A 19460-nucleotide genomic window follows, 5' to 3' on the forward strand; every position below is an offset into this window, starting at 1 on the left:
CCGCCGACCGGCTCCCGGCGCCCCAACAGGGCCCGGGGCCGGCCCGGTTCGGCGGCTAGGCCGGGGGCAGCAGCGGACCGCAGTCCCACTGCTGGAAGATCAGCCGGGTCTCCACCCGGGCCACCTCCGGCCGCGAGGTGAACTCGTCCAGGACCAGCCGCTGAAGGTCCGCCGTGTCCGCGACGGTCACATGCACCAGATAGTCGTCGGGCCCGGTCAGATGGAAGAGCGACCGGGACTCCGGCAGCGCCCTGACCCGCTCCACGAACGGGCCGATCAGATCCCGCCGGTGCGGGCGCACCTGCACCGAGAGCAGCGCCTGGAGCCCCCGGCCCAGCTTCGCGGGATCGACGCGCAGCTGATAGCCCAGGATGACCCCGGCGCGCCGCAGACGTGCGACCCGGTCCAGACAGGTCGAGGGAGCCACACCGACCTCGGCGGCCAGATCGCGGTAGGTCGCGCGGGCATCGTTTTGCAGGAGCCGCAAAATGTGCAGATCCACCGGGTCCAGTACGACGGATTCGGCCATGGCCCGAACGTAACACGGAGTACGGCGCCCGGTGCCCGTCGAGTGTTCACAGTGGACGCATGGACGCCGACACCACCACCGTGGACGCCAGAGCCGTGGACACCCTCGCCGTGCACGCGGGCCGCGAAGACCTCGCCGGCCTCGGTCTGCACGCCCCGCCGATCGACCTGTCCACCACCTACCCCTCGTACGACAGCAGGGGCGAAGCCGCCCGGATCGACGCCTTCGCCGCCACCGGCGAGGCCCCCGAGGGGCCGCCGGTCTACGGCCGGCTCGGCAACCCCACCGTCGCCCGCTTCGAAACGGCTCTGGCCCAGCTGGAGGGCACCGAGTCCGCCGTCGCCTTCGCCAGCGGCATGGCCGCGCTCTCCGCCGTGCTCCTCGCCCAGCACGCCACGGGCCGCCGCCATGTGGTCGCGGTGCGCCCCCTGTACGGGTGCAGCGACCACCTTCTGACCGCCGGGCTCCTGGGCACCGAGGTCACCTGGGCCGATCCCGAGGGCGTCGCGGACGCGCTGCGTCCCGACACCGCTCTCGTCATGGTGGAGAGCCCCGCCAACCCCACCCTCGCGGAGGTGGATCTCGCGGCGCTCGCCGAGGCCTGCGGAACGGTTCCGCTGCTTGTCGACAACACCTTCGCCACACCCGTGCTGCAACGCCCGGTGGAGAGCGGCGCCCGTCTGGTGCTGCACAGCGCGACCAAGTACCTGGGCGGACACGGGGACGTCCTCGGCGGAGTCGTCGCCTGCGACGAGGCGTTCGCCCGCAGACTGCGCCAGATCCGCTTCGCCACCGGTGGCGTCCTGCACCCGCTGGCCGGCTATCTGCTGCTGCGCGGACTCGCCACCCTGCCCGTCCGGGTGCGCGCCGCGTCGACGACCGCCGCCGGCCTCGCGGCGCGGCTGGCCGAGGACCCCCGGGTGCTGCGCGTCCACTACCCGAAGGTGGGCGGCGCCATGGTGGCGTTCGAGACGCTCGCCGATCCGCACGAGGTGATCGCCCGGGTCCGGCTGATCACCCCCGCCGTCAGCCTCGGCAGCGTCGACACCCTCATCCAGCACCCCGCCTCGATCAGCCACCGCATCGTGCCCGAGGACGACCGCACCTCCAGCGGGGTCAGCGACCGGCTGCTGCGGATGTCGGTCGGCCTGGAGGACGCCGAGGACCTGTGGCGCGACCTGGACCAGGCGCTGGGGGAGTCGCTCGCGACTCCCGTGCCGCGCCCACGGGTTCAGGCCCTGGACGCGGACCTGGAGGCGCAGCTCACCGACGCGTGAGCCCGCAGCTCACCGACGCGTGAGCCCGGGCGGCCCGGGCGAAGGCGGGGACGGTGTCAGCCGGTCGTCGTGTTCCGGCTGAACTCGTCCTTGCCGAAGCCGTCCCAACTGACCTCCAGCTTGGCCCCGTTGAGTTTGGCCGTGCCCTTGGTGCGGGTGGTGTTCTTGTCGGGGCAGGTCAGTCGCAGCGTCGCCGTACCGGCGGCGCTGTTCGCCGTTCCGCTGCACAGGTGCTCGCCGAGCACGGACGCGGTCCTTCCCTTGATGACGAGGGCCACCGGCTTGCCCTGGGTGACGGCGACCCACTCCCCGTCGATCCCGCCGCCCGTGGACCCCGACGCGGCGCCGCCCCCCTTGCCGTGAGCGGGAGTTGAGGCGCCGGGCGCGGCCGGCGTTCCGGCCGTTGACCCGCTGCCCGTCGACGCCGTGCCCGACGCCGGCGTCGACGCCGTTCCCGACGGCTTGTCCGACGCCCGGTCGGAACCGCCGCTGCTGCACCCCGCGAGGACAAGGGAGACGGCGAGCCCCACGGAGGCGAGGGCGGTGGTACGCGAGAAGCTGTGCACTGCTGATCGTCCCCTTGCGACGCGCTTTCCGGACGCGTCAAGCTACCAGCCGCCGCGGGCGCGTACCCGAACTTCTTCCGTACCTGAACCCTTGACGGGCTCGCCGGGCCCTCCTAACTTCACACCTTGAAGAAAGGCGTGAACCCCTTGCGTCATTGATGGCGCCCCTCCCACCCCTCGTAACTCCTCCCGTACACCCCCCACTTGCCGCGTTCACCCCGCGGAACAGGAGAGACGTATGCGAACATCTGGACCTTCCGCCCGGCTCAGGCCCGAGCATCGTGCCGCCCGGCCCACCCCGTTGCTCGCCCTGGGCGCCCTGCTCGCCTCCCTCGTCTCCGCGGCCGCCCTCGCCCCGGCCGCGCACGCCGCCGAGCTGCCCACGGGATGGGTCGCCGTGGCCGCCGGGAACAGCGGCAAATGCGTGGACGCGGCCGCCGCCGGCACCGCCGACGGCACGGCCGTCCAGCAGTACGCCTGCAACGCGAGCACCGCACAGCAGTGGCAGTTCCAGCCGCTCGGCGACGGATACGTCCGCGTCGCCAACCGCAACGACGCGAGCAAGACGTGGGACGTCACCGACGTCTCCACGGCCGATGCCGCCCCGGTCCAGCTGTGGACGTACGGCGGCGGAGCCAACCAGCAGTGGCTGCCCGTCCAGGAGGCCGGCGGCGCCTACCACTTCGTGAACCGCAACAGCGGCAAGTGCCTGGACGTGCCGGGCGCCTCGACGGCCGACGGCGCCCGGCTTCAGCAGTACGCCTGCAACGGAACCCGTGCCCAGTCCTTCAGCCTCGGCGGTGTCGACAACCCCCAACCGCCGTCGGGCACACCGGACTTCGGGCCCAATGTGACCGTCTTCGACCCGTCGATGTCGGCCTCCACCATCCAGGGCAGGCTCAACCAGGTCTTCGCCCGACAGGAGAAGAACCAGTTCGGCACGGAGCGCTACGCCCTGCTCTTCAAGCCCGGCACCTACAGCGCCGACGCCAACGTGGGTTTCTACACCCAGGTCGCCGGCCTCGGCCTCTCACCGGACGACGTCACCATCAACGGCGCCGTGCACGCCGAGGCCGACTGGTTCCAGGGCAACGCCACGCAGAACTTCTGGCGCTCGGCCGAGAACCTGTCCGTCAACCCCACCGGCGGCAGCGACCGTTGGGCCGTCTCCCAGGCCGCTCCCTACCGCCGCATGCACATACGCGGTGACCTCCAGCTCGACGACGGGGGCTGGTCGAGCGGCGGGTTCATCGCCGACTCGAAGATCGACGGACAAGTACGCTCCGGTTCCCAGCAGCAGTGGCTGTCGCGCAACACCCAGTGGGGCAGCTGGAGCGGCTCCAACTGGAACATGGTGTTCGTGGGCGACGTCAACGCGCCGGCCAACACCTTCCCCAACCCGCCCTACACGACGGTCGCCCAGTCACCGGTGACCCGCGAGAAGCCCTTCCTGTACGTGGACGGCGCGGGCGCCTACAAGGTGTTCGTGCCGGCCGTGCGGACCAATACCCAGGGCACCACCTGGGCGGGCGGAAACCAGCCCGGCAGCTCCCTGGGCATCGACACCTTCTTCATCGTGAAGCCGGGCGCCTCGGCCACGGACATCAACCAGGCGCTCGCCCAGGGCAAGAACCTGCTGTTCACGCCCGGCGTCTACCACCTCGACCAGACCCTGAACGTGACCCGGGCGGACACCGTGGTCCTCGGGCTCGGCCTCGCCACGCTGGTCCCGGACAACGGCATCACCGCGCTGGACGTCGCCGACGTCGACGGTGTGAACGTGGCCGGACTCCTCATCGACGCGGGCACCACCAACTCCCCGACCCTGATGCGGGTCGGACCGAGCGGAGCGGGCGCCCGGCACACCACCGACCCGACCTCGCTGCACGACGTGTTCTTCCGCATCGGCGGCGCGGGGGTGGGCAAGGCCACCCAGAGCCTCGTCGTCAACAGCTCCGACGTCATCGGCGACCACATGTGGCTGTGGCGCGCCGACCACGGCAGCGGCGTCGGCTGGACCAGCAACACCGCCGCCAACGGCCTGATCGTGAACGGCACCGCCGTCACGATGTACGGGTTGTTCGTCGAGCACTACCAGCAGCATCAGGTCATATGGAACGGCAACGGAGGCCGCACCTACTTCTTCCAGAACGAGATGCCGTACGACCCGCCGGGCCAGAGCTCCTGGATGAACGGCTCGACCCGCGGCTATGACGCCTACAAGGTGGCGAGCGGGGTGACCAGTCACGAGGCGTGGGGGCTCGGCAGTTACTGCTTCTTCAACGCCAACCCCTCGGTGGTGGCCGAGCGGGCCTTCGAGGCGCCCGCGTCCTCCGGAGTCCGCTTCCACGACATGGTGACGGTCTCCCTCGGCGGCACCGGCACCATCAACCACGTCATCAACGACCGCGGTGGCCCCTCCAACTCCGCGACCAACGTGGCCGACCTGGTCTCGGGTCCCTAGCCCGCCGCCGGTCAGTCGTCCAGGGTGATCCGGACGGCCACCGTGCCGGTCGTGCCGCGCCGCAGCCGGCTGCCGAGCAGGGTGAGCCGTCCGAGCACCCCGTACTTGCGGCGCAGCAGCGCCCGGCAGGCCTCGGCGGCGGCAGCGTCGCAGATCACCGCGGTCGCCCGGTGCTGCTCGCCGGTGGGGTTGCCGCGCACGTCGCAGGGGCCGACCAGCACCTCGGGCCGGTTGCGGATGCGTTTGACCTTCCAGGAGTCCGCCACCGTCCAGATCACCAGGGCGTCCTCGTCCCGCACCACCCACACCGGGGTGGGGACGCCCGTGCCGTCCTTCTTGTAGGTCGTGACGAGCAGATACTTGCCGGCGCCGAGCCGGTCCAGCACATCGCCACGCATGGCGCCATCCTCAGGGTCCGCGGAGAGAGATCGAAGGCCCTTTGTAGCAGGCGGGCGCCGCCGACGGGCCGATCGGGGCCGGCCGTTCCACGGCCGGGACCGGCTTGACCGGAAGCCGACTTGACGTCCCCCGCCCCCGACGCGCATCCATACCCCCGCGCGGCGCGCGCTGCCACGATGGGACGGCAGACCTTCACGGTGACGCGGGCATCCTCGCGTGACGACAGGAGCAACCGTTGGCGACCAGCTCGGATTCCACGACGGCCCCCACCGACCCCCTCAGCCGCCCGCTGCTCAACCAGCTGGTGTACGGACACATCTATTCGGCCTCGGTCCGGGCGGTGGCGGTGCACCGCGTCGCGGACCGGCTGGCGGGAGGGGCCCGCACCGCCGAGCAACTCGCCGAGGACTGCGGGCTGCACGCGGACGCGCTGCGCCGGGTGCTGCGCCTGCTCACCATGCACGGGCTGTTCACCCAGGACGAGAAGGGCGCCTTCGGCCTGACCGAGGCGGGCCGGCCGCTGCGTACGGACGTCGCCGGATCGCAGCACGCGGCGGCCCTGTTCCTCACCGGCGACATGCTCCGCCGCTCCGCCGACGGCATCCCGGACACGGTGAGGACCGGGGCGACGCCCTTCGAGGAGACCCACGGGCTCCCCTTCTTCGGACACCTCGCGGCCTCGCCCGAGGCGCGGGAGCTCTTCGACGCCGCGATGGCCGCGCAGTCGGGCCGGGTCGTCGACCTCATCGCGGGGAGCTACGCCTTTCCCGCCCGGGGCACGGTGATCGACGTGGGCGGCGGGCGGGGAGGGCTCCTGCGGGCGGTCCTCGGCCGCCAACCCGCCCTGACGGGCGTGCTGTTCGACCGCCCCGAGACCGTCCGCGACCATGTACTCGACACCGGGGACCTGCGCGGACGCTGGAGCGTGGCGGGCGGTGACTTCTTCACGGAGGTACCGTCCGGCGGCGATCTCTATCTGCTCAAGAACATCCTGCACGACTGGGACGACGTGGACTGCCTGCGCATTCTCGCCGCGATCCGGGCGGCGGCGGTCCCGGGCAAGCGGCTGCTCGTCGTGGACGCGGTCCTGCCCGACAACGGCGACCCGCACCCCGCCGTCGAGCTGGACATGATCATGCTGATGATGGTGCGCGGCAGGGAGCGTACGGCCGCGGAGTTCGAGGGGCTGCTCACCCGGTCCGGGTTCCGGCTCCACCGCATCCTTCGGACGCCGTCGCTGCCCTCGATCATCGAGGCGGAGGCCGTGTGAACGGGGCGGCCCCACCGCCCCGTTCGCCGATTCCTACAGCGCCGCCACCACGGCGCGGGCGCAGAGGGCGACCACGGTGAGCAGGCCGAGGATGATCAGCCAGGACGCCGGGCCGGTGTGCCGGCCGCCGCGCGCGGGCTTCCTCGGCCGTCTCGTCGTGCCCCTCTTCTCCCTGCCGGGTCTCGACGGTCTGGGGGCGCCGCCGGACGCGGCGCCCACGGCGGTCTCCGCGAGCAACCTGCGGCAGACGGCGGCGAGTTCGTGCCGGCCGCCGGTGAGGTCGGCCACCGTCTCCGAGCGGGCCGGGGCGGTGGTGCCCCCGTCCAGGATGCGGCCCGCGCGGATCAGGACCTGGTCCTGGCCGCCGGTGGGGGAGAGGCTGATCCAGCGTTCGACGTGCGAGCCCCGGATGACCACCGTGCCCGAGCGCTCGCGGTAGAGCGTGTGCTCCCGCCACAACAAATCCGCCAACTCGCCTGCGGTCTCCCGTAGTTGCGCGCTCACGCTTCCCCCGTCGCCCCTCGACATTCGAACAAGCATCGCACTCTAGCGGGAGCGGGGGCGCCCCGCGAACCGGGGTGGCTCACTGCGCCGGTTCGACCTCCAGATAGTGGTGACGGCGCGGTCCGCGGTACTCCAGCGCCACCCATCCCAGCGGCCGGAGCCGCGGCACACCGCCGCAGCTCCTCGTTGGCCGCGTACTCGGCGCCACTGCCCGGCGGCCCGAGCCACTCCACGCGGACGGCGCGGGCCCCCTCGACGGCGCTGACGCGGTAACCGGTGGCACATCGCTCGCCCTGCCCGTCGACGGCGGACGCCGGGAGACCCGCGGCCTCCAGGGCGAGCGCGACCGCCCGCACCGGCCTGAGCCGCTCCCACTGCGCGGGGCCCGAGACGTCCATGACCCGCCGGATGTTCAACAGCCCCTCGAAGGCGGTGCGCACGGCGGCCGTCCGGCCCGCGCCGACCGCCAGGGGCCCGTCCCCCGTGGCCGCTTCGAACGGCTCCGCAACCTCACTCATCCGACCACCCCCTCCATCCTCAGGATGCTGGCCCCCACCGCACGCTGTCGAGCGCGGCGTGGGCCGCCGTGTCACCGCCCGCCGGCCACGCGAAGGATCGCACCGCTTGTGTACGAGGCGTCGGGCGACAGGAGCCAGGCGACGGCGGCGGCGACCTCGGACGCCTCGCCGGCACGGCCGAGCGGGATGGCCGGGGCCATCCTGGCCGGGCGTTCGGGATCGCCCATCGTGGCGTGCATATCGGTGTCGATGAGGCCCGGGGCGACCGCGTTGACGCGGATGCGGTCCTGGCCGAGTTCCTTGGAGAGCCCGATCGTCAGGGCGTCGGTGGCCGCCTTGGACGCGGCGTAGTGGACATACTCCCCGGGGCTGCCGAGCGTGGCCGCTCCCGAGGAGATGTTGACGATGGCGCCCCCGCCGGCGGCCGCCATGTCACGGGCGGCCCGTCGGCAGCACAGCAGATAGCCGAGGAGGTTGACGTCGACCACCCGGCGCAGGTCCTCCGTACGGGCATCGGCGAGACGGCCGAGCGGACCCGTGACACCGGCGTTGTTGACCAGGCCGGTGACGGGCCCCAGTTCCGCCGCCGCGGTGTCGAACAGCCGCTCCACGTCGGCCTCTTGGGAGGTGTCGGCCCGCACGGTGACGCACCGGGCCCCGGCCGCGCGCACCTGATCGGCCACCTCGTGTGCGGCCCCCTCGTTGCTGACGTAGCCGAGGGCCAGGTCGTGCCCGTCGGCCGCGAGCCGGACGCAGGTCGCCGCGCCGATCCCGCGACTGCCGCCAGTGACGATGGTGACCGGACGAGCCATGTGCTGCCTCCCGAGCTCTGCGCTGTTCACGCCGCAAGTGTGCAGGATGCGCAGGTGAGCCCTGTCGGGCGGGGCAACCCTTCCCCGTGGTGAGGGCACATAGGGCCCGCGCACATGGCTAGTGGTCCGACGATGGGTGTGTCGCCGCCGCGGTGTCGAGGCCCTCCGTGAGCGTGGCCAGGAGGGTGCGCAAGGCGTGGAAGTCCTCCGGAGGGAGATTGACGGCTCGCGCGATGTGGTGCGGCACCGCCAGCGCGCGCTCCCGCAGGGCCGTGCCCTGTTCGGTGAGGCGGATGGTGACGGAGCGCTCGTCGGCCCGGCTGCGCCGGCGCTCGACGAAGCCCGCCGACTCCAGGCGCTTGAGCAGGGGTGACAGCGTCCCCGAGTCGAGCCGCAGCTTCTCGCCGATGCTCTTGACCGGCAGCTCGCCGTGCTCCCACAGCGTCAGCATCACCAGGTACTGCGGATAGGTGAGACCCAGGTCCTTCAGGAGCGTGCGGTAGACGCCGTTGAAGGCGCGCGAAGCCGCGTGCAACGAGAAGCAGAGCTGGAGGTCGAGCCGCAGATAGTCCTCGTCGTGCGGGCGGGCGGAGGGCGTGGTCACCATGCGTTCCAGGCTAGCACTCACGCCATTTAGTTGTGCACAACTTAATTGTGTGCCAGAGTTGCTCCGGGCAAGCCGAGGCTTCCCCGTACGGAGCCGCACCGACCCCGTACGGATGGATATGAGAGGAACCGATCCCATGGACGCGCTTTACACCGCAGTGGCGACCGCCAACGGCCGCGAAGGCCGCACCGTCAGCTCCGACGGCCAGCTCGACCTGCCGCTCGCCTTCCCGCCGGCCCTCGGCGGCAACGGCCAGGGCACCAACCCCGAGCAGCTCTTCGCCGCCGGGTACGCGGCCTGCTTCGCCAGCGCGATGGGGTCGGTCGCCCGCCAGCTGAAGCTCGATGTCAAGGACGTCTCGGTGACCGCGGAGGTCGGCATAGGCAAGGACCCGTCCGACGGCGGCTTCGGCATCGGTGTCGTCATGCGCGTCGAGCTGCCCGAGCACCTGGAGGGCGACAGCGGCGCGAAGCTCGTCGAGCTCACCCACGCCGCCTGCCCGTACTCCAAGGCCACCCGCGGCAACATCCCCTTCGAGATCGTCATCGAGTAGTACCGCGGGTCGATGGCGACCACCGGGTCGCGCTCAGGCGCGGTGGGCCAGCAGGCTCCGGTACCACCCGAGGGTGTCGTCGAGGGTGTCCGCCATGGCGATGGGCGTGGCGCCGAACGCGGCCTCGAAGGCGCCCGAGAGCATGATCTGCGGCTCGGTGTGCTGGTAGAACATCTCGGCGTACGCGTCCATGAAGACCTGGTCGAACGGGCCGAAGGGGCGCGGCTCGTCCAGGGTGACGACCTTCAGCGGCCGGCCGACCCGCGCCTCGATCATCCCCAGCACCTCACGGGTGGTCAGGGCCGGCGCGGTGGGAAGGTGCCACACCCGGCCGTCGCCGCGCGGGCTCTCGCCGAGCGTGGCGAGCCCGGCGGCCACCGCGCGGATGTCCGTATAGCTGTGCGGCAGGTCGATGTCGCCCAGGGTCAACACCTCGTCGCCGGTCAGCGCCCCGGGGAAGACGGCCGCGCCGAGCGTGGAGTTCATGACCCCGGGGCCGACGAAGTCGGCGGACCGGCCGAGCACCACCGAAACGCGCCCCTCGCGGTGTGCGGCGAGGTAGTTCTCGTCGAGCTCGGCGCGCATTCTGCCCTTGAGGCTGGTGGCGCGCCACGGGGTGTCCTCGGTCATGGCATCCCCGTGGGTGGTGCCGTACGGGTAAAGCGTGTCGAGTACGACCAGGCGCGCGCCCGCCTCCTCGACGGCGCCCAGCACCGCCCGCTGGATGCGCGGCACGACGTCGAGCTGGAGGTGGTAGGCGACATTGACGCAGTGGTAGACGACGCCGGCCCCCCGGAGGGCGGCGGCGGCCCCCTCGTGGGTCGAGACGTCACCCTTCATCCGGTCAACTCCCGCTATCGCAGCGCCAGTTGCCGTGCGGTCGACGAGGCGGACCGGGTGGCCCCGGCGGGCGAGCTCCGTGGCGAGCGCGGTGCCGGCCGGACCCGAGCCGAGGACCACATGCAGGTTGCTGTCCGTGTGTGCCATGACGATTCCCCTCACATCCGGACGGCGCTCCGCCCGGCTCTTTGTTATGTGCAGTGCCGTTAGTTAGAGACTATAACGCTCGTGATAGTGGCCCGCAATGCGGATGTGTCATAAGGCATGTGGTGCGGGCGCGGCGAGGGTCGGCGAGGGCCGGGCGCGCCTGCTCGTGGACCCCGCGCGGAGCCCGCGGACCCCGCGTGGGACCTGCCTGGGACCTCCGTCGGACCCGCGTGGGCCGGTACGCGGGGCCGCCGAGCGGGCAGCAAAAAGCGGGCAGTGGCTTGCGCACACCGCCCGCTGGGGAGAGGGTCGGCCGCCCCGCCTGAGCGGGAGCGGCCACCCCTCAGGTCGCCGGCGCTTCCGACGTGGTCGTGCCCTCGCCCGCCGCCGAACGACGCGAGGAGAGCGGGGCGGCGATGTCCTCCAGGGACTTGCCCTCCGCGTCGATCGCGAGGAACGCCGCCACCACCCCGGCCGCCGTCATCAGGGCCGCGCCCACACTGAAGGCGAGCACGGCATCCCCCACCACACCGCTGGAGGTCAGCGCCGAGAAGACCAGCGGGCCCGAGATGCCGCCCGCGGCCGTCCCGATGGCGTAGAAGAAGGCGATCGCCATCGCCCGGGTCTCCATCGGGAAGATCTCACTCACCGTCAGATACGCGGAGCTGGCGCCCGCCGAGGCGAAGAACAGCACCACACACCAACACGCCGTCATGGTCGTCGCGTTGAGCCAGCCCTGGGCGAAGAACCACGCGGTGACGAAGAGCAGAAGTCCCGAAAGGACATACGTCCCGGCGATCATCTTGCGCCGGCCCACGGTGTCGAAGAGCTTGCCGAGGAGGAGCGGACCCAGGAAGTTGCCGAAGGCGATCACGGCGAAGAAGTAGCCGGTGGTCCCGCTCGGCACGTCGAAGAACTTCACCAGGATCGAGCTGAACCCGAACGTGATCGCGTTGTAGAGGAACGCCTGCCCGATGAACAGGGCGAAACCGAGCACGGCCCGCTTCGGGTACGAGCGGAACAACGTGCGGGCGATCTCCAGGAATCCCACGCTCGTGCGCTGCTCGATGGTGATGGAGCTCCCCGGCTCGGGAAGCCGCTTGCCGGTCTCCTCCTCCACCGTGTGCTCCACATCCTCGAGCAACCGCTCCGCGCCCTCCTCCTGCCCATGGATGAACATCCAGCGAGGACTCTCCGGCACGTGCCGGCGCACCAGCAGGATCACCAGGCCGAGCACCACCCCGAGCGCGAAGGTGAGCCGCCAGCCGATGTCCTTCGGCAGGATGTCCGTGTTGAGGGCGAGCACCGAGAGCAGGGCCCCGCCCATCGCGCCGAGCCAGTAGCTCCCGTTGATGATGAGGTCCACCCGGCCGCGGTACTTGCTCGGGATCAGCTCGTCGATGGCCGAGTTGATGGCCGCGTACTCTCCGCCGATCCCGAAGCCGGTGAAGAACCGGAACAGGAAGAACCACCACGCGCTGAAGGACAGCGCCGTCATGGCGGTCGCGGCGAGATAGACCGCGAGGGTGACCAGGAACAGCTTCTTGCGCCCGAACCGGTCGGTCAGCCAGCCGAAGAACAGCGCCCCCGTACAGGCGCCCCCCACATACAGTGCCGCGCCGAGGCCGGTGACCTGGGCGTCGGTGATCGCAAGGCCGCTGCCGTGCTCCGAGAGCCGGCTCGCGATGTTCCCGACGACGGTGACCTCGAGACCGTCCAGGATCCACACGGTGCCGAGGCCGATCACGATCATCCAGTGCCAGCGTGACCAGGGCAATCGGTCCAGCCTGGCCGGTACGGATGTGGTGATGGTTCGCTGCCCTGGCTCCGGGCCCCGCACCGTATCGCTCATGAACTGCCTCCTGCCGCCGCGAGCCGAAACACATCTGCCGGACGCGAGTACCCGGCGTTCACCGGACATACTCTCCGCAACGGCCCGCCCGTCGGCGGACTTGATCAGACGCGGCGCGCCCCGGCGGCAGGACGTGTTCAGGCCGTATGCACGGGACCCGCGCCCGGGACCAACTCCATGGCGGAGAAGTCGTGTTGGGCCCAGATCCGGCGCGAGGCCTCCTGGGGGCAGGGTCGGGTGTGCGGCTCCGCCGCGAACACGCGCATCAGCCGTTCGCCGGTCCGGTAGGCCGCCCAGCCGGGGTCGCCGTGCGCCGCGAACGCGGTCCACGCCCCGCCCATCGCCTCCGACACGGCCTCCGCCTCGGCCGAGGGCTCCTCGCCGAGCAGCATCGTGGCGATCCCGCCGCGCAGCGTCCCGAACACCAGCGGCACATCCAGGCCGTGACAGGCACCGAGGACCCCGCCGAACGCGGGCGCCGGCCAAGCGAGTTCATAGGCGTACGAGGTGCCGCCACCCGCGGTGTGCGCCTCGGCGAGACGCAGGCTCGGCATCCGGAACAGCCAGTCCGACAGGACGAGGTCCTGCATCGTGGTCGGGTCGGCCTCGGGGAAGGACGCCCGATAGGCCGCCGCGCCCTCGCCGCCGGGCGCGAACCGCGACAGCGCGGTGTCGGCCTCCTCCTGGGTGATCTTTCCGTAGCGGCCCGACATCACCGTGAACAGCCGCGCCTCGTCCCGGTTGTACCCCGCGATCAGGTCGACGTCACGGCCGTGCCCGGCCCGCAGCGCCTCCCAGGGCGAGGACGGCAGCACCTCTCCGTCGACCACCGGCGAGAACGGCAGGTGCGCGTGGGCGATGCGGCCCCACCGCTCCCCGTACTGCGTGATCTTGCCGAGCACCGCGTCCGCCGCGTCCCGCAGCGCCGCGGGAGCCACGGGTGCCAGCGCCTCCAGGGTGGCCGGCAGGCCGAGTTCCGCGGCCACGCCCGCCCCGACGTCCGAGGCGAGCGCCGGGCTGAAGACCGACCCCGGCACGCTCTGCGCCACCGCGCGCCGGAACAGACCCGCGGCCCGGGGCATCGCGAGCAGCGCGGCGATCGCACCCGCGCCCGCCGACTCGCCGAACACGGTCACCCGGTCCGGGTCGCCGCCGAACGCCGCGATGTTGTCCCGTACCCACTCCAGGGCGGCGACCTGGTCGAGGAGCGCCCGGTTGGGCACCGCGCCTTCGAAGTGGCCGTACCCCTCGGCGCCCACCCGGTGGCTGAAGGTCACCACGACCGTGCCCCGGCGGGCCAGCGCGGCGCCCTCGTAGGTGGGGCCCTCGGCCGTCCCGACGAGGTAGGCGCCGCCGTATATCCACACCAGGACGGGCAGCCGGGCCGTCGTGCCCGGGTCCGGGGACCACACGTTCACGGTGAGCCACTCGTCCGAGCCGCTCGTGTTCTCGGGCCCGGCGCCGAACCCCAGGGCGAGGGACTGCGGGGGAGTGGGCCCGAACGAGACCGCCTCGCGCACCCCGTCCCACGGCAGGGCGGGCACGGGTGGCGCCAGGTGCAGCGGACCGACCGGCGGCTGGGCGAACGGGATGCCACGGAAGACGGCCGTACCGTCCTCCATGCGTCCTCGGACGGTGCCTGAGGTGGTACGGATCTCGGGTGCGCGGGCAGGTCCGGTCATGCGATGTCCCTTCTCGGCGGCGGGACTCCAGGTTACGGAGCCGCGAGCGGGACGGCAGGCGGGGGGTGGGGGCCCCGGCACGAGACGTAGGTCCCCAACAGGGCCCTATTTGCAGGGAGTTGACGTGACGGCGGGCGGTCTGTCGATGACGCCGCCCGCCACGGCAGGACAGGCCTTAGGGAACTTCCCGCAGATACAGGGCGCCGCAGGTGTGGCAGAACGGGTGCGCGCTGTCCGTGCCCCAGGCGTCGTCGGGCAGTTCGGCCGCGCCCTCGGCCACGTCGCGTCCACACATGGACTGTTGCTCCTCACCCCGGACCATGTGCCATTCCTTCAGGGTCACTCCATCGGGGAGTTGCTCGGCAACGATGTGATGGCGCACAGGTGGCTCCTCTTCCGTCTCGGGCCCGCGCCCGGCCGCCCGGCCGCGGAAGCCGGGTGGGGCCCGGCTCTTCGACACTGTCACCGCTACCACTCCGACGCATGCGGAGTGCCCGCCGAAGGGGGTGGGCCGCCGGGCAGCGTCGTCCACCCGGGCCGGGACACATACGTAGCTGCCGTCCGTCGCCGTCCGCTGCTGTGGCCGAGAGTGGCTCGTCCGTTCGGCGCAGCGCGCCAGGAGCAGGATCGTCCCCCGGGATGATCTGCCCGGGTCGGGCCCTTGCGAGAGTTGATGACCGTCCGCCCACCAAGCACCGCCCACCCAGCACGGCTCGCCCATCGAAGGGAAGACCTCCATGTTCTTGTTGCGCCCGGACCACCGACGCGCACGCCTCGCCGGCACCACCGCCGCACTGGCCGCGGCGCTGCTGGTGACGGTGGTGCCGGCCCAGGCCGCACCCTCTCCCACACCCGCCGCCGCTTCCGCCGCCGAATCCGCGGCCGCCATCTCGGGCGGCCTGGACCGCAAGGCCCTCGGTGCCTCGCTCGACGCGGTGCACACGGCGGGCATGTACGGAGCCAACGCGGCGGTCCGGGACGGCGAACAGCGGTGGCTGGGTGCCACAGGGGTCGCCGACATCGGCACCGGGCGCCCCATGCGACCCAATCTCCAGTACCGCGTGGGCAGTGTCACCAAGGCGTTCACCTCGGTGGCCGTGCTCCAGCAGGTGGCCAAGGAGCGCATCGACCTGGACGCCCCGATCGGCCGCTATCTGCCCGAGACCGTGCCCGGCGAACGAGGGCGGGCCATCACGGTACGGATGCTGCTCAATCACACCAGCGGCATAGGTGACTACGTCCTGGGCGCGTTCCCCTCCCTGGGGCAGTCGTCGACCAAGAGCCTGGACGACAACCGCTTCCGGCGCTTTTCCCCGGAGGAGTTGGCCCGCCTCGGCCTCGATGCGGCGCCCACCGGCCGGCCGGGTGAGAAGTGGTCGTACTCCAACACCAACTACGTCATCGCCGGAATGCTGATCCGGAAGGTCACGGGCGAGGACGCCGAGGCCTACATCACGCGCGCGGTCATCCAGAAGGCGGGCCTGCGCGACACCTACTTCCCGCGCTCGCCCCGAATCGCCGGCCCCCACCCCAGGATGTACGAGTCGTTCTACGGGCTGATCGATCCGCCGCGCGACTACAGCGTGTACGACATGTCATGGGCCGGGACCGCGGGCGCGCTGGTCTCCACCACCGCCGACCTCGAGGACTTCTACCGCAAGCTCCTGCGGGGCCGGCTCCTGCCCGCGGCCCAGCTCCACGAGATGCAGACCACGGTCCCCGTCCTCGATGACGCCGGGACGACCGTGATGAACTACGGCCTCGGCATCTACGTCGTGGAGCTGCCGTGCGGACGGTTCTGGGGTCATGACGGAGCGGTCTTCGGGGCGGGCGCCAACGTGTTGTCCAGTGTGGACGGCAAACGCCAGCTGGCCCTGACGTACAACTTGATGAAGTATCAGAAAGTTGGCACTGACGGGAAGTTGGAGCCCAGCCCCATAGATGCGGCGCTCAACGCATTCGCGTTGCAGGCGCTGTGCCCCGCGGGGACGGGGGAGCGGACGGCCGGGCCCGCCGCCCCGGCCGCACCGCTGCCGCGCACACAGGACCTCGCCCCGGCCACGGCCCCGCGCCGCTGAACCCAACGGCATCCGCCCCTTTGTGGTCCGGTCCGGACCACAAAGGGGCGGATCACGTTTCGGGTGGCAGGGTCACTTGCCGAAGGACAGCGCCGCGTGCGAACTGTCGCCGGCCTTCGGGGTCTTCACGAGCGTGCTGAGCACGAACACACGACCGCCGGACCAGGCGAGCCGGGGGAAGAAGAAATACCTTTCGGCTCCCGACGCGGCCTGCGGGCTCTGGAGCAGCACCTGCGGGGCGCCGCCCGTCGGCGCCACGCTCGCGACCGCCGCGGGCAGGTCGTGGCCGGCGTGCAGATACACCACGAGCTTGCCGTCCTCGATGGCGAGCGGGCGCACCTCGCGGGTCTGGGGCGGGCTCGCGCGCCACTTCTCCTTGCCGGTGTTCAGATCCACGGCGACGATCTGGGTTCCGTCGGCCTCTTTGGTCACGTCGGTCTCGTTGCCGTCGCCCGCGAGGTACAGGGTCTGGGCGTCGGCCACCGCGCCGTAGCAGTCCTGGAGCCGGTCCACGCTCTGGCCGAAACCGCTGCACACGCCGGGAAGCTGGAACTTGGGCTCGGTCTGGGAGCGGAGCTTTCCGTCCGCGGCGAAGACCAGGATCTTCCACGTCTTGCCTTCGTGCGGCAGCGCGGTCACCACCAGCGGATCCACCGAGAGGACCTGGCCGATGCGCCAGCTCTTGTCGTACTGGTAGCTCCACTTGGGTTTGCCCGTCGCCGGGTCGAGTTCCTGGAGCAGGTCGCCCGGCTGATCGTGGGGATCGGCCCCGTTGAAGCAGTAGCCCGCACTGATCAGCCGGGTCCCTCCGGCGAAGGCCTGCGAGGAGCATCCGCCGCTCTTCTGGACGTCGTACAGCTTGTGGCCGTCGACGACTGAGAACCCGGTCGCGCCGCCCGCCCACGCCATGGCGACGGTGTCGCCCGTGATCGCCATCTGAAGGGTGAGCGCCGCAGTGCCCCGGCGGTCCTCGGTCCTGACGGTCTTCCAGCCGGCCTTGCCGGTGGCGAGGTCGACCTGCTGGAGGATGGTGCAGTGAGCGCCCTTGTTGTTGTTCTCCAGGAGGCCGACGACCAGCTTGTTCTGCGCGGAGGGGGCGCGCGGCACACCGCACAGGGGGGTGTCGAAGGTGACCTTCCAGCGCTGTTTGCCGTCGGCCGCGCCGTACCCGGCGACCTCCTTGTACAGCGCCCTGGCCATGACGTCACCGACCGGCCAGGGCCCGTACTGCTCGGCGCCGCTCTGGGTGAGCGGGGTTTCGTTCTCGTTGAGCCAGACGCGCGCCTCGCCCGCCTTGATGTTCGCGTTGGGGTCGTAGTCCCCGCCGCCTATACCGGTGCCCTTGCCGTCGCCCTGGTCGACGGTCGGCGAATCGGACGGACCTGACGGGGTGGGCGAGGCGTGGGGCGCCGCGGTCGGCGACCCGCCCTTGTGGCCGGTGACCGCGAAGTACACCCCGCCGCCCACCACCAGAAGTCCCGCCACCACGGCGGCGAGGATCACCCGGCGGTTGCCCCCGAGCAGTCCGCCGCGGGAGGGCGGGGGCGGTAGGGAGCCCGGGGGAGCGGAAGGCTGCCCGGAAGCGCCGTAGATCCCCGGCTGCCCCGGCGTCCCGTAGGTCCCTGGCTGCGCGGGGGGCCCAAAGGCGCCCGGTTGATGGGGAGTTGCATACGTCCCCGGCTGAGGGGGCCCGGGCGCGCTGTAGGGCCCCGGCTGCTGCCCAGCGGGCGTAAAGGCCTCCGGGTGCTGCGGGTGTCCATGCGGGTATCCATAGGGCCCCGGTTGCCCTGGTGGCGCGTAAGGGCCTGGTTGCGCGGGAGTGCCAAAGGGACCCGGTTGCACCGGAGTTGTGGAGGGCCCGGGTTGCGCGGGAGCGCCGTAGGGTCCTGGTTGCCCCGGTGTTCCGTAGGTTCCCGGCTGCCCCGGTGTCCCATACGTCCCCGGTTGCGCGGGCGGTCCAAAGGCGCCCGGCTGTAAGGGAGTTCCGTATGCGCCCGGCTGGGGCTGGGGCTGGGGCTGGGGCTGGGGGTAAGGGGGTATGGGCGCGGGGCCCTGTGTCGGTCCCGACGTCGGTCCCGGAACCTGAGCCGGTCCCGGGGCCGCCGGATCGTAGCCGAACTGGGCCGGTGGCGGCTGTCTTTGGTCCGGGGTGGGCGGCGGGGGGCCGGCCGGCGTCCAGGGGGCGGCGTCCGGACGGTTCGGTTCCGCTGTGTCATCGGGTTCCGGCAGTTCACCGGGGTCGTGGGCGGTCATGGGCCCAGTGTGACCCGAGGCGCTCCACGGGAGGGAGAGCGTCTCCGAACCGACCGCAACAGGCGGTGGGCAAAGCCCAGTTGGGGGTGGCCTGATTCGAATGGGCCGTGTTCCCAAGTGCCGTTGTCGTCCCCATGCTCGGGCGGGGGGCCGGCGAAGGAGTGAGAGGGGACGGGTACGCGATGAGCGAAGACCAGCCGACCGGTTCGGCGGCGTCCGTGGGGGTGGAGGTGGCGGACGCCCCCGCCGCACAGGCGATGGCCCGGTTCGACGCGATCTACGACCAGCCCGACCCCCGGGCCTACTTCCGGGCCCTGGGCCCGCTCGCCTACCGCACACCCGGCCACGCCCAGCACATCTTCCGCCGACTGAAACAGGCGCTGTCGACCGGCCCGGCCACGACGCCCCTGACCGTGCTCGACCTGTGCTGTTCGTACGGGATCAACGCGGCCCTGCTGAACCACGACGTGACCCTGGAGGACCTGTACGACCGCTACACCTCCCGCGAGGCCGCCGCGATGAGCACGTCCCAACTGATCGACTGGGACCGGGAGTTCTTCGCCGCGCGGCGCCGCCGGGACCCGGCCCGTGTCATCGGGCTCGACACCGCGGCCAGGGCCGTCGCCTACGGGCGTGCCGTCGGGCTGCTCGCGGACGGGTTCGCCGAGAACCTGGAGTCGGCTCCGCCCGGGCCCGCCCTGCGGCGGGCGGTGCGGGACGCCCGTCTGATCACCGTCACGGGCGGCTCCAGCTTTCTGTCGCACCGCACCTTCAGGCCGTTGCTCTCGGCGGCGCGCGGGCCCGTGTGGGTCGCCGCCTTCGTCCTGCGCACCACCTCGTACACGAGCGTCGGTGACTGCCTCGCCGCGTTCGGCCTCGCCACCGAGCGGGCCGCGCCCACCTACCCCCAGCGTCGCTTCACCGACGAGGGCGAACGGCGCTATGCCATCGACGCGGTGGTCGCGGCCGGCCTCGACCCCGAGGGCAAGGAGTGCGACGGCCACTTCCACACGGCACTGCACCTGTCGCGTCCCACCAGCGACGTGGTGATGACGCCGCTCGACACCCTGGTGCCGTAGTACCGGGACATGCCGCTGCCGCCCCACGGT

17 protein-coding genes and 1 pseudogene are annotated in these 19460 nt (G+C 71.7%); 6 read left to right on the forward strand and 12 right to left on the reverse strand.

Translation table 11 applies throughout. The annotated features are described in order from the left end of the window. Window positions 1-55 precede the first annotated feature (55 nt). Window positions 56-529, reverse strand: coding sequence for an Lrp/AsnC family transcriptional regulator (locus DWB77_RS33235; protein WP_120725930.1), 474 nt, complete (start codon window positions 527-529; stop codon window positions 56-58). Window positions 530-588: 59 nt separating this feature from the next. On the opposite strand from DWB77_RS33235, the gene DWB77_RS33240 reads away from it, so the two are divergent. Then, window positions 589-1806, forward strand: coding sequence for a trans-sulfuration enzyme family protein (locus DWB77_RS33240; RefSeq protein WP_120725932.1), 1218 nt, complete (start codon window positions 589-591; stop codon window positions 1804-1806). Between the two features lie 56 nt (window positions 1807-1862). On the opposite strand, the gene DWB77_RS33245 is transcribed toward DWB77_RS33240, so the two are convergent. Then, window positions 1863-2372 (reverse strand): hypothetical protein, encoded by a 510-nt coding sequence (locus DWB77_RS33245; RefSeq protein ID WP_120725934.1) that lies wholly within the window; start codon window positions 2370-2372, stop codon window positions 1863-1865. A 238-nt stretch (window positions 2373-2610) separates the two neighbouring features. Between DWB77_RS33245 and DWB77_RS33250 the strand changes: the two genes are divergently transcribed. Continuing rightward, window positions 2611-4836 carry an RICIN domain-containing protein gene (locus DWB77_RS33250; RefSeq protein WP_120725935.1) on the forward strand — a complete coding sequence of 742 codons (2226 nt, stop codon included), beginning with the start codon at window positions 2611-2613 and terminating at the stop codon, window positions 4834-4836. 11 nt (window positions 4837-4847) lie between these two features. Here DWB77_RS33250 and DWB77_RS33255 read toward each other — a convergent pair whose 3' ends face one another. Next, window positions 4848-5234, reverse strand: a complete 387-nt coding sequence (locus DWB77_RS33255; RefSeq protein ID WP_120725937.1) for a PPOX class F420-dependent oxidoreductase — start codon at window positions 5232-5234, stop codon at window positions 4848-4850. Between the two features lie 236 nt (window positions 5235-5470). On the opposite strand from DWB77_RS33255, the gene DWB77_RS33260 reads away from it, so the two are divergent. Then, a complete protein-coding gene (locus DWB77_RS33260) occupies window positions 5471-6505 on the forward strand; it encodes a methyltransferase (RefSeq protein ID WP_120725939.1) in 1035 nt (344 codons plus the stop codon). Window positions 6506-6538: 33 nt separating this feature from the next. Here DWB77_RS33260 and DWB77_RS33265 read toward each other — a convergent pair whose 3' ends face one another. The 4 genes and pseudogenes from DWB77_RS33265 to DWB77_RS33280 form a co-directional block, all read right to left on the reverse strand. Further along, a complete protein-coding gene (locus DWB77_RS33265) occupies window positions 6539-7009 on the reverse strand; it encodes a hypothetical protein (RefSeq protein WP_120725941.1) in 471 nt (156 codons plus the stop codon). 79 nt (window positions 7010-7088) lie between these two features. Further along, window positions 7089-7527: pseudogene (locus DWB77_RS39055) on the reverse strand (hypothetical protein). Between the two features lie 71 nt (window positions 7528-7598). Further along, complete coding sequence (locus tag DWB77_RS33275; RefSeq protein ID WP_120725943.1) at window positions 7599-8339, reverse strand: SDR family oxidoreductase; 741 nt, start codon at window positions 8337-8339, stop codon at window positions 7599-7601. 118 nt (window positions 8340-8457) lie between these two features. Then, on the reverse strand, window positions 8458-8946 hold the full coding sequence (locus DWB77_RS33280; protein ID WP_120725945.1) for a MarR family winged helix-turn-helix transcriptional regulator: 489 nt from the start codon (window positions 8944-8946) through the stop codon (window positions 8458-8460). Between the two features lie 136 nt (window positions 8947-9082). On the opposite strand from DWB77_RS33280, the gene DWB77_RS33285 reads away from it, so the two are divergent. Continuing rightward, a complete protein-coding gene (locus DWB77_RS33285; RefSeq protein ID WP_120725947.1) occupies window positions 9083-9499 on the forward strand; it encodes an organic hydroperoxide resistance protein in 417 nt (138 codons plus the stop codon). Window positions 9500-9532: 33 nt separating this feature from the next. Here the strand turns inward: DWB77_RS33285 and DWB77_RS33290 are convergent, their stop codons facing one another. The 4 genes from DWB77_RS33290 to DWB77_RS33305 form a co-directional block, all read right to left on the reverse strand. Beyond that, the gene (locus tag DWB77_RS33290; RefSeq protein ID WP_120725949.1) at window positions 9533-10486 is read right to left on the reverse strand and encodes an NAD-dependent epimerase/dehydratase family protein; all 954 of its coding nucleotides are present in this window, start codon (window positions 10484-10486) and stop codon (window positions 9533-9535) included. A 343-nt stretch (window positions 10487-10829) separates the two neighbouring features. Then, the gene (locus tag DWB77_RS33295) at window positions 10830-12338 is read right to left on the reverse strand and encodes an MFS transporter (protein ID WP_120725951.1); all 1509 of its coding nucleotides are present in this window, start codon (window positions 12336-12338) and stop codon (window positions 10830-10832) included. 137 nt (window positions 12339-12475) lie between these two features. Continuing rightward, the gene (locus DWB77_RS33300) at window positions 12476-14020 is read right to left on the reverse strand and encodes a carboxylesterase/lipase family protein (protein WP_120725952.1); all 1545 of its coding nucleotides are present in this window, start codon (window positions 14018-14020) and stop codon (window positions 12476-12478) included. Window positions 14021-14195: 175 nt separating this feature from the next. After that, window positions 14196-14402 (reverse strand): hypothetical protein, encoded by a 207-nt coding sequence (locus DWB77_RS33305; RefSeq protein ID WP_120725954.1) that lies wholly within the window; start codon window positions 14400-14402, stop codon window positions 14196-14198. Between the two features lie 355 nt (window positions 14403-14757). Here DWB77_RS33305 and DWB77_RS33310 point away from each other — a divergent pair, with 355 nt between their 5' ends. After that, window positions 14758-16098 (forward strand): serine hydrolase domain-containing protein, encoded by a 1341-nt coding sequence (locus DWB77_RS33310; protein ID WP_120725956.1) that lies wholly within the window; start codon window positions 14758-14760, stop codon window positions 16096-16098. Between the two features lie 72 nt (window positions 16099-16170). Here the strand turns inward: DWB77_RS33310 and DWB77_RS33315 are convergent, their stop codons facing one another. Beyond that, on the reverse strand, window positions 16171-17586 hold the full coding sequence (locus DWB77_RS33315; protein ID WP_162952654.1) for a PQQ-binding-like beta-propeller repeat protein: 1416 nt from the start codon (window positions 17584-17586) through the stop codon (window positions 16171-16173). A gap of 947 nt (window positions 17587-18533) precedes the next feature. Here DWB77_RS33315 and DWB77_RS33320 point away from each other — a divergent pair. Continuing rightward, entirely contained in the window at window positions 18534-19430 is an 897-nt protein-coding gene (locus DWB77_RS33320) for a hypothetical protein (protein ID WP_342778013.1), read from the forward strand. The last annotated feature ends 30 nt before the right edge of the window (window positions 19431-19460 follow it).

The organism is Streptomyces hundungensis (assembly GCF_003627815.1).
In the GTDB taxonomy this organism is placed as follows: domain Bacteria; phylum Actinomycetota; class Actinomycetes; order Streptomycetales; family Streptomycetaceae; genus Streptomyces; species Streptomyces hundungensis_A.

Coding starts and splice junctions, on each gene's coding strand:
- DWB77_RS33235 (WP_120725930.1), bottom strand. CDS start 529: ATGGCCGAATCCGTCGTACTGGACCCGGTGGATCTGCACATTTTGCGG.
- DWB77_RS33240 (WP_120725932.1), top strand. CDS start 589: ATGGACGCCGACACCACCACCGTGGACGCCAGAGCCGTGGACACCCTC.
- DWB77_RS33250 (WP_120725935.1), top strand. CDS start 2,611: ATGCGAACATCTGGACCTTCCGCCCGGCTCAGGCCCGAGCATCGTGCC.
- DWB77_RS33255 (WP_120725937.1), bottom strand. CDS start 5,234: ATGCGTGGCGATGTGCTGGACCGGCTCGGCGCCGGCAAGTATCTGCTC.
- DWB77_RS33275 (WP_120725943.1), bottom strand. CDS start 8,339: ATGGCTCGTCCGGTCACCATCGTCACTGGCGGCAGTCGCGGGATCGGC.
- DWB77_RS33280 (WP_120725945.1), bottom strand. CDS start 8,946: ATGGTGACCACGCCCTCCGCCCGCCCGCACGACGAGGACTATCTGCGG.
- DWB77_RS33285 (WP_120725947.1), top strand. CDS start 9,083: ATGGACGCGCTTTACACCGCAGTGGCGACCGCCAACGGCCGCGAAGGC.
- DWB77_RS33290 (WP_120725949.1), bottom strand. CDS start 10,486: ATGGCACACACGGACAGCAACCTGCATGTGGTCCTCGGCTCGGGTCCG.
- DWB77_RS33295 (WP_120725951.1), bottom strand. CDS start 12,338: ATGAGCGATACGGTGCGGGGCCCGGAGCCAGGGCAGCGAACCATCACC.
- DWB77_RS33300 (WP_120725952.1), bottom strand. CDS start 14,020: ATGACCGGACCTGCCCGCGCACCCGAGATCCGTACCACCTCAGGCACC.
- DWB77_RS33310 (WP_120725956.1), top strand. CDS start 14,758: ATGTTCTTGTTGCGCCCGGACCACCGACGCGCACGCCTCGCCGGCACC.
- DWB77_RS33320 (WP_342778013.1), top strand. CDS start 18,534: ATGAGCGAAGACCAGCCGACCGGTTCGGCGGCGTCCGTGGGGGTGGAG.